9 protein-coding genes and 1 rRNA gene are annotated in these 6,393 nt (G+C 64.4%); 6 read left to right on the forward strand and 4 right to left on the reverse strand.

The genetic code is table 11. The features are described 5' to 3' along the window. Positions 1-8 precede the first annotated feature (8 nt). The gene (locus ACQUSY_RS03365; RefSeq protein ID WP_428903098.1) at positions 9-425 is read left to right on the forward strand and encodes a rhodanese-like domain-containing protein; all 417 of its coding nucleotides are present in this window, start codon (positions 9-11) and stop codon (positions 423-425) included. A gap of 374 nt (positions 426-799) precedes the next feature. Here ACQUSY_RS03365 and ACQUSY_RS03370 read toward each other — a convergent pair whose 3' ends face one another. Continuing rightward, positions 800-1,732: an aldo/keto reductase gene (locus tag ACQUSY_RS03370; RefSeq protein WP_428903099.1), complete on the reverse strand. Its 933-nt coding sequence runs from the start codon at positions 1,730-1,732 to the stop codon at positions 800-802. A 72-nt stretch (positions 1,733-1,804) separates the two neighbouring features. On the opposite strand from ACQUSY_RS03370, the gene ACQUSY_RS03375 reads away from it, so the two are divergent. Further along, complete coding sequence (locus ACQUSY_RS03375) at positions 1,805-2,719, forward strand: hypothetical protein (protein WP_428903100.1); 915 nt, start codon at positions 1,805-1,807, stop codon at positions 2,717-2,719. Positions 2,720-2,737: 18 nt separating this feature from the next. Here ACQUSY_RS03375 and ACQUSY_RS03380 read toward each other — a convergent pair whose 3' ends face one another. After that, a complete protein-coding gene (locus ACQUSY_RS03380; RefSeq protein ID WP_428903101.1) occupies positions 2,738-3,166 on the reverse strand; it encodes an SMI1/KNR4 family protein in 429 nt (142 codons plus the stop codon). A gap of 181 nt (positions 3,167-3,347) precedes the next feature. Here ACQUSY_RS03380 and ACQUSY_RS03385 point away from each other — a divergent pair, with 181 nt between their 5' ends. The 3 genes from ACQUSY_RS03385 (at position 3,348) to ACQUSY_RS03395 (ending at position 4,698) form a co-directional block, all read left to right on the forward strand. Further along, on the forward strand, positions 3,348-3,785 hold the full coding sequence (locus tag ACQUSY_RS03385; RefSeq protein ID WP_428903102.1) for a nuclear transport factor 2 family protein: 438 nt from the start codon (positions 3,348-3,350) through the stop codon (positions 3,783-3,785). Between the two features lie 126 nt (positions 3,786-3,911). Further along, complete coding sequence (locus ACQUSY_RS03390) at positions 3,912-4,331, forward strand: nuclear transport factor 2 family protein (protein WP_428903103.1); 420 nt, start codon at positions 3,912-3,914, stop codon at positions 4,329-4,331. A 22-nt stretch (positions 4,332-4,353) separates the two neighbouring features. Next, positions 4,354-4,698 carry a DUF6804 family protein gene (locus ACQUSY_RS03395; protein WP_428903104.1) on the forward strand — a complete coding sequence of 115 codons (345 nt, stop codon included), beginning with the start codon at positions 4,354-4,356 and terminating at the stop codon, positions 4,696-4,698. Between the two features lie 302 nt (positions 4,699-5,000). On the opposite strand, the gene ACQUSY_RS03400 is transcribed toward ACQUSY_RS03395, so the two are convergent. Beyond that, positions 5,001-5,642, reverse strand: coding sequence for a copper resistance CopC family protein (locus tag ACQUSY_RS03400; RefSeq protein WP_428903105.1), 642 nt, complete (start codon positions 5,640-5,642; stop codon positions 5,001-5,003). 89 nt (positions 5,643-5,731) lie between these two features. Here ACQUSY_RS03400 and ACQUSY_RS03405 point away from each other — a divergent pair, with 89 nt between their 5' ends. Further along, positions 5,732-6,154, forward strand: a complete 423-nt coding sequence (locus ACQUSY_RS03405; protein ID WP_428903106.1) for a hypothetical protein — start codon at positions 5,732-5,734, stop codon at positions 6,152-6,154. Positions 6,155-6,276: 122 nt separating this feature from the next. On the opposite strand, the gene rrf is transcribed toward ACQUSY_RS03405, so the two are convergent. Beyond that, positions 6,277-6,393: ribosomal RNA gene (gene rrf / locus ACQUSY_RS03410) — 5S ribosomal RNA — on the reverse strand.

Here is a 6,393-nt window from a genome sequence, read left to right on the forward strand (position 1 = left end):
GAGGAATCATGGAACGCGCAGACTACTTCACCGCCAAGCTCGAGTTCGAGACCGATGCCAGCGACGTGCACGCAGCGCGCGGCGCGGGTGAGAACGTCATCGTGATTGACGTACGTTCGGCCGAAGCGTTCGCCCAGGGTCGCGTCGCCGGTGCCGTGCACATGCACTATTCGGAGATTGCCGAGCGGGCGCCGAAGGAGATTCCGGCCGACGCCGATGTCGTCGTGTATTGCTGGAGCCCCGGTTGCAATGCCGGCGCCAAGGGTGCGCTCGAGTTCGCACGCCTGGGGTATCGCGTGCGCGAAATGATCGGCGGATTCGAATACTGGGTGCGCGAGGGCTACCCGGTCGAGAACGCCGACGGCGTGCACCGCCGCCCCATCGACCCCCTCACCGGCATTCCCCGCATCCGCACCCACGCGTAGTTTTTCTCGGTGCCGGCCCCGTGGTTCCGGAACTCCGGCGCCCAGCCCCGTGGTTCCGGCCCCTGCACCACCTCAACAACCGTTATGCACGCACGGGTGTGACTCCTGAGGCTGGATTGACTGATGAGGCACATTCTGCGTGCATACCAATTTGAGTCGTGCAAAACGGTCGTTGTGCGCGCGGCGCGGAACCACGGGTACGGAACAATGGGGTGGCTGTGAGCGCGGAACAGGAACCACGGGGGGCGCGCGCAAACGGAACCACGGGGGGCGCGCGCAAAAGCGGAACCGCGGGGTGCGCACGAAAACGGAACGACGGGGGCGCGCGCAAAAGCGCCCGCCCGCTCATTGCGGGGCGGGCGCTTGAGCTACAGCTAGGCCGCGACCGGTGCCGTGGCTGCCGACAGGGTCTCCACCTCGGCGTCGCTGAGTTCCAGCTCGAACGACGCGACGAGCGCGCTCAGCTGCTCGACGGTGCGAGCTGACGCAAGCGGAGCGGCAACGGCCGGCTGGGCGCGCAGCCATGCGAGGCTCACAGCGGCGACCGGCACGGCGTGTGCGGCGGCAATGTCATCGAGCAGGTCGAGCACGGCGACCGAGCGCGGGTTCTCGAGGTGCGGGTTGACGCGGTTGAGGCGTGCCGACTCGACCGCGTGACCCGGGCGGTACTTGCCGGTCAAGAAGCCAGCGGCGAGCGAGAAGAACGGCACCTCGACGATGCCGGCGTCGGCAATCACCGGGAGCGACCCGTGCTCGATCGCCCGCGACACCAGGTTGTACTCGTCTTGCGAGTACGTGATCGGCGTGAGGTTTTCGGCCTGCGTGATGCTCACGGCCGACGCGATGCGCTCGGCGCTGAACTGCGAAATACCGATCGCCCGCACCTTGCCTTCGCGCACGAGCCCGTCGAACGCAGCAAGGTAATCCGCCTGCTCGACGTCGTGGTCGTCGCGGTGCGCGTAGTAGATGTCGACGTAGTCGGTCTGCAGGCGACGCAGGGAGTCGTCGATCGCCGCGCGAATGTTCGCCGGCGCAAGCCCCGGACGAGCCGAGTGCATGAACACCTTCGTACCGATGTTGAGCTTTTCGCGCACACCCGGACGAGCGGCCAGCCACTCACCAATGATCGTCTCGCTCTCGCCACCGGTGTGCCCGGGCACCCAATCGCTGTAGACGTCGGCGGTGTCAATCGCACGGCCACCGGCCGCGACAAACGCGTCGAGCACGGCAAAACTGTCGTTGCGATCAGCCGTCCAGCCGAACACGTTTCCGCCAAGAATCAGGGGGCCAACATCTACCGTCGTCATGCAGGGTCCTTTCCGTTTCTTCGAGCATAGGGGCGGAACCATGGGCTGCGGCTGGGCACGTAGGCTGGCGTCATGGAACGCAACGCTGAGACGCCCTCGCCCGCCGCATCTCCCGCTGAGATCGGTTTTCTGCTTGACGTGGACGGCCCCATCGCGAGCCCCATCACCCGCTCCATCGCGATCCCGAGCATCATCGACGACCTCGTCGCACTCACCGCGGCCGGAGTTCCGGTCGCTTTCATCACGGGCCGCTCCGACGCGTTCATCGCCGAGCAGGTCATCGCCCCACTGTGGGCTGCCGGTCTCGGCGATGCCCTCAGCGCTCCGGGTGCCCGCATGTTTGGCGTCTTCGAAAAGGGCGGCGCGTGGGCACGCGTCGACGCCGACGGCATGAGCGAGTCCGTCGTCGACGAGTCCGTCGCGTTCTCGGCCGAAGCTATTGCCGGAGTTCGCGAGCTCGTCGCCGCGCGCTTCAGCGACACGATGTTCTTTGATGAGACCAAGCGCGCCATGATTTCGGTTGAGCAGCGCACCGATGTCTCGAGCGACGAATACCACGCTCAGCAGGCCGCGTTTCAGCAGGCCGCGTTCGAACTGCTCACCGGCCTCGGCGTCGGACTCACGTACGGCGACCAGTCGGTGGCCGATGCCGACGGCGCGACGCCGTTTCGTATCGACCCGACGATCATTTCGACCGACATCGAGTCAGTACTGCTCGACAAAGATCGCGGTGCCGAGCGCGCAATCGAATACTTCGCCAGCCTCGGCGACCTGCCGCGCGAGTGGCGCAGCGTCGGCGACTCGCGCAGCGACTACAAGATGGCCGACTATGTGCACGCGGCCGGCATGAGCGTCGCGCACGTCGATGTGCGTCCGGCTGACGGAATGCTCGAGCGGCAGTATCAGGTGCTCACGATCGACGGCTTCATTCATGACGAAGCCGGCGCGCTACTCCTCGGCTATTGGCGCCGCGCCATCGGAGCGTAACCGCCCCTTGATTCCGCCTCAGTCCACGGGCAACTCGTAGGGCCACCGCTCGGCCAGCCCCGGAGAAATGGCGTCAATCGCGGCGGCAAGTCGGTCGGGGTCGAACGCAGCCGCGTTTTCGGTGCGCCCGAGCAGGTGCGCCATCATGAGCCACTCCGTGACTGAGATCTCAAGCGGCTCAAACAGGAGGGCCGCGCGCTCACCGTAGTTGTGGTCAAAGAACCACACCTCGCCATCGGGGCCCAGCAGCCAGTGATCGCCGGCCCCGTTGTCACCGATCACGAGCCAGCGTTTGTCGACCTCAAGATCGACCCAGTAGCCATGATCGAGGTAGTCCGTCGACACCCGCGCGGCCAGGGCCGCATCGAATGCGCGCACGTCGGCTGACAGCTCACGCACGGCATCAGGAAGGGGCCGGAACCTCGGGTCCGCTGCTGAAATCTGCACAGTTCACCGTAGAACGTTCGCGGAGTATTCGCCGAGAGAGGCCCGAGAAATATGGTGATGTCGGGTGTGGGTCATAGAATAAGTGCAAGTCGTGAGGAGGGACGCTCGCGACGAGGGGGACGAACTTGTGCGCGCGTGCGCACACCCCTGGATACAGGTTCCACCTACACCAGGAGAAATTATGAAGCGCAAACTGATGGCACTCGGTGCAGTCGCAGCTCTCTCACTTGGCCTCGCAGCCTGCTCGGGCGGCGGCGGCGTTGGCGGCGGCGAAGAAGGCAAGGTTGCCGACCGCTTTGAGCAGTTCTTCGACGGTCTGATCGCTGGCGACGGCGAAGCAGCGTGCGACGTCATGCTCGTCGACGCGGAGACCCCGATGAAGGATGACGCAACCACGTACGACCTGTGCACCACGACGTACGACGGCATGGGCGACATGTTCAAGGATGCCATGGAGGAGGCCGGAGTCGAGAAGATCGAGGTCACCAAGGTCGTCATCGATGGTGACTCCGCTACGGTCACGGCAAAGGGCGCTGGCGCTCTGGGCGGCGAAGAGTCGCTGACCATGACCAAGGTCAACGGTGACTGGTACCTCGGCGAAGAGTCGTTCGCAGGCTAAGACACTCTGAAGGGGCGGTTTCCGAACGGAAGCCGCCCCTTTTTCGTCTCCGCACTTTCGCACCGCGGCCCCTGGTTCCGCGCCACCCCCCAGCGCGCTGCCACCGCAACGTGTTATCAAGGAATCATGATGAAGAAGCTACTGACCGCGAGCACGATCGCCGCTCTGGCGCTGAGCCTGGCTGCGTGTAGCGGAACAAGTGAAGAAGACGCTGTCATTGCTGCCGCGGAGAGCTTCATGAACGGCATGATCGCCGGCGACGGCGAAACGGTGTGTGGCTTGAGCCTCCGGGAAGGTGAAATCGTCACGTCTGACGACCCCGACTGGTCGGCGTGCGTCGACAGCATCGCAATCTTGAGTGACACGCTGGCCCCGCAGCTAGAGGCTGAGGGCATTACCGAGGTGACTATCGACAAAGCGACCGTCACCGGCGACACCGCCACGATTGCGGTCGAAGACATCAATGGCGACATCTTTCACGGGCAAACCAGCGTCTTCGCCCTGCGTAAGATTGAGGGAAAGTGGTACCTGGACTCGCCCAGCTGAGTCCACGAGAAAGTGACGTGACATGCCTGCGGCATCCGACCTTCCCCCCTATCAGCGCAACGCCCTCGCCCCGAGCCTGATCGTCGCGGCGTACCTGTTCGTGTCGCCGTTGCTCGTCGCGGGCGAATGGCCGCTCGTCACGCGTTTCGTTGTCGAGATCTTCGCGGTCATCGTCGGCTGGTATGCGTTTCAGGGCAAGCAGTGGTGGTGGCTGCCGATCATGGCGGTGATTGCCGTGCTGTGGAACCCATTCTGGCCGCTCGAACTCGGCACCGAATTCTTCTCGGTGGCGGCTCCGATCGCGGCCGTGACGTTCCTCGTCGCGGGCGTACTGATTAAGACGCCCCGCGTAGTAACACCGTCATAGACCCAGCAGGGGAAGCACCTCATCGACGTGAGGGGGATCGTGATCAAGTGCGGGTTCCCCTGCCGGGCCTCGTGCTCCGGGCTCGGGTGCCAGCAATGACCGTCGTCGGTATACGACAGCGAACCTGCTCCCCCTTACCCTTCATGGCAACGAAAGCTGCGATGAAGGAGCGTCACATCCTGTTGAGTTCAGTCGTCAGCCTTCACTTCGCCAGGTTGTGTACCTTCAAATTACGGAACCACGCCCGCACTGTCAACACGAAGCCGTCGCCGCGAGGCATTCTCGCGGCAAGTGCATAGGTACTAAGAACGGCGCGCAAACCGTACGATCACGGCCAGGAGCGCCACCAGGATCACGCCGCCGATCACGAGTGCCCAGATCACGATCGGTGAGACACCCGGAAGTTCATCGGCGCCGGTCGTGGCTTCAGGCGACGGCGTCGCGTCAGGCGTTGCCGTCGCCGCGGGAGCCGTGGTTGCCTCCGGTGTGGGCTCAGCCGTGGGCACCGGGTCAACGGCCGGCACGCCCTGCGTGACGGTAAAGCTGATGATCTCAGCGCTCGACGTCGAGATGGCGTGTCCGTCGCTGGAGACGACGCGCCAGTTGACCGAGTAGGTGCCGACGGGCAGGCCCTCCTGCAGCGGAATGATGAGGCTCATGCCGTCGACGACTGCGTCACCTGCCGCCCAGTCTCGCTCGCCCGCTTGCGATGCCGCAACGGGGTCAGCGCTCGCGAACACCTGCGCTTCGGCGCCGTCGGGCATGAGGTCTGCCGTGAAGGTCAGCGTGATCTGCGCTGGGGCCACTTCGACACTGGTGCCGGTGGCAGGGTCGGAACCACTCAGCGCGTCGTGCGCGGCGGCAGGCGACGCAAAGCCCAGGGTTGCGAGCAGCACGACAGCAGCACCCACGAAAACGGAACGGAACCGCGACGAAGCAGACATGGTTCCATTATCCCGTGGAGCCCCTGGGAGAACCCGATACCCCCACTCCTGCCGTAGCGTTGAGGGGTACCCGATTCATTGGAGCAAACATGGCTGACATCAGCGACTTTCACCTCGACGAAGACCAAGACCCGGTGGCGCTGATTCTGCTGCCGACCGGCCAGAGCGTCGCGCTGCGCTGGATGGATGAAGACGACAACCTCACGACCGATGAGGCTGAGCTGCGCACCATCGCCGACAAGGCGCTCGACGGCCTGAGCGCCGAGAAGCTCGAGGCGATCGAGGAGGAGGTCGTGCGTGAGCTAACCGACTCCGCGTTCGCGGAGGAGGAGCGCGAGATCGCGGAGGAGGACTACCGCAAGCTGGCCGGCGACATGGAGCTCATCGGCATTGCGGTGTTCACCGATGGCGTCGTGACGCTCGAGTTCATTGCGGAGAACAACTATCCAGACCTCGTGATCTACGTGCAGCTTGACGACGACTACGGCGTCGACGACCTCATGGTCGAATAGCTACCCCCTGAAACGACGAAAGGCCACCCGCTTGGGTGGCCTTTGTTGTGTGAGCAGCCAGCTCGTGACCATGAATGCAAAAAGGGCCACCCAGCGTTGGGTGGCCCTTTTTGTTAAAAGGAGTCCGGCGGTGTCCTACTCTCCCACAGGGTCCCCCCTGCAGTACCATCGGCGCTGAGAGGCTTAGCTTCTGGGTTCGGAATGTAACCAGGCGTTTCCCTCTCGCTATGGCCGCCGAA

Origin of the sequence: Microbacterium daqui, from assembly GCF_050408675.1 — a bacterium.
Classification (GTDB): domain Bacteria; phylum Actinomycetota; class Actinomycetes; order Actinomycetales; family Microbacteriaceae; genus Microbacterium.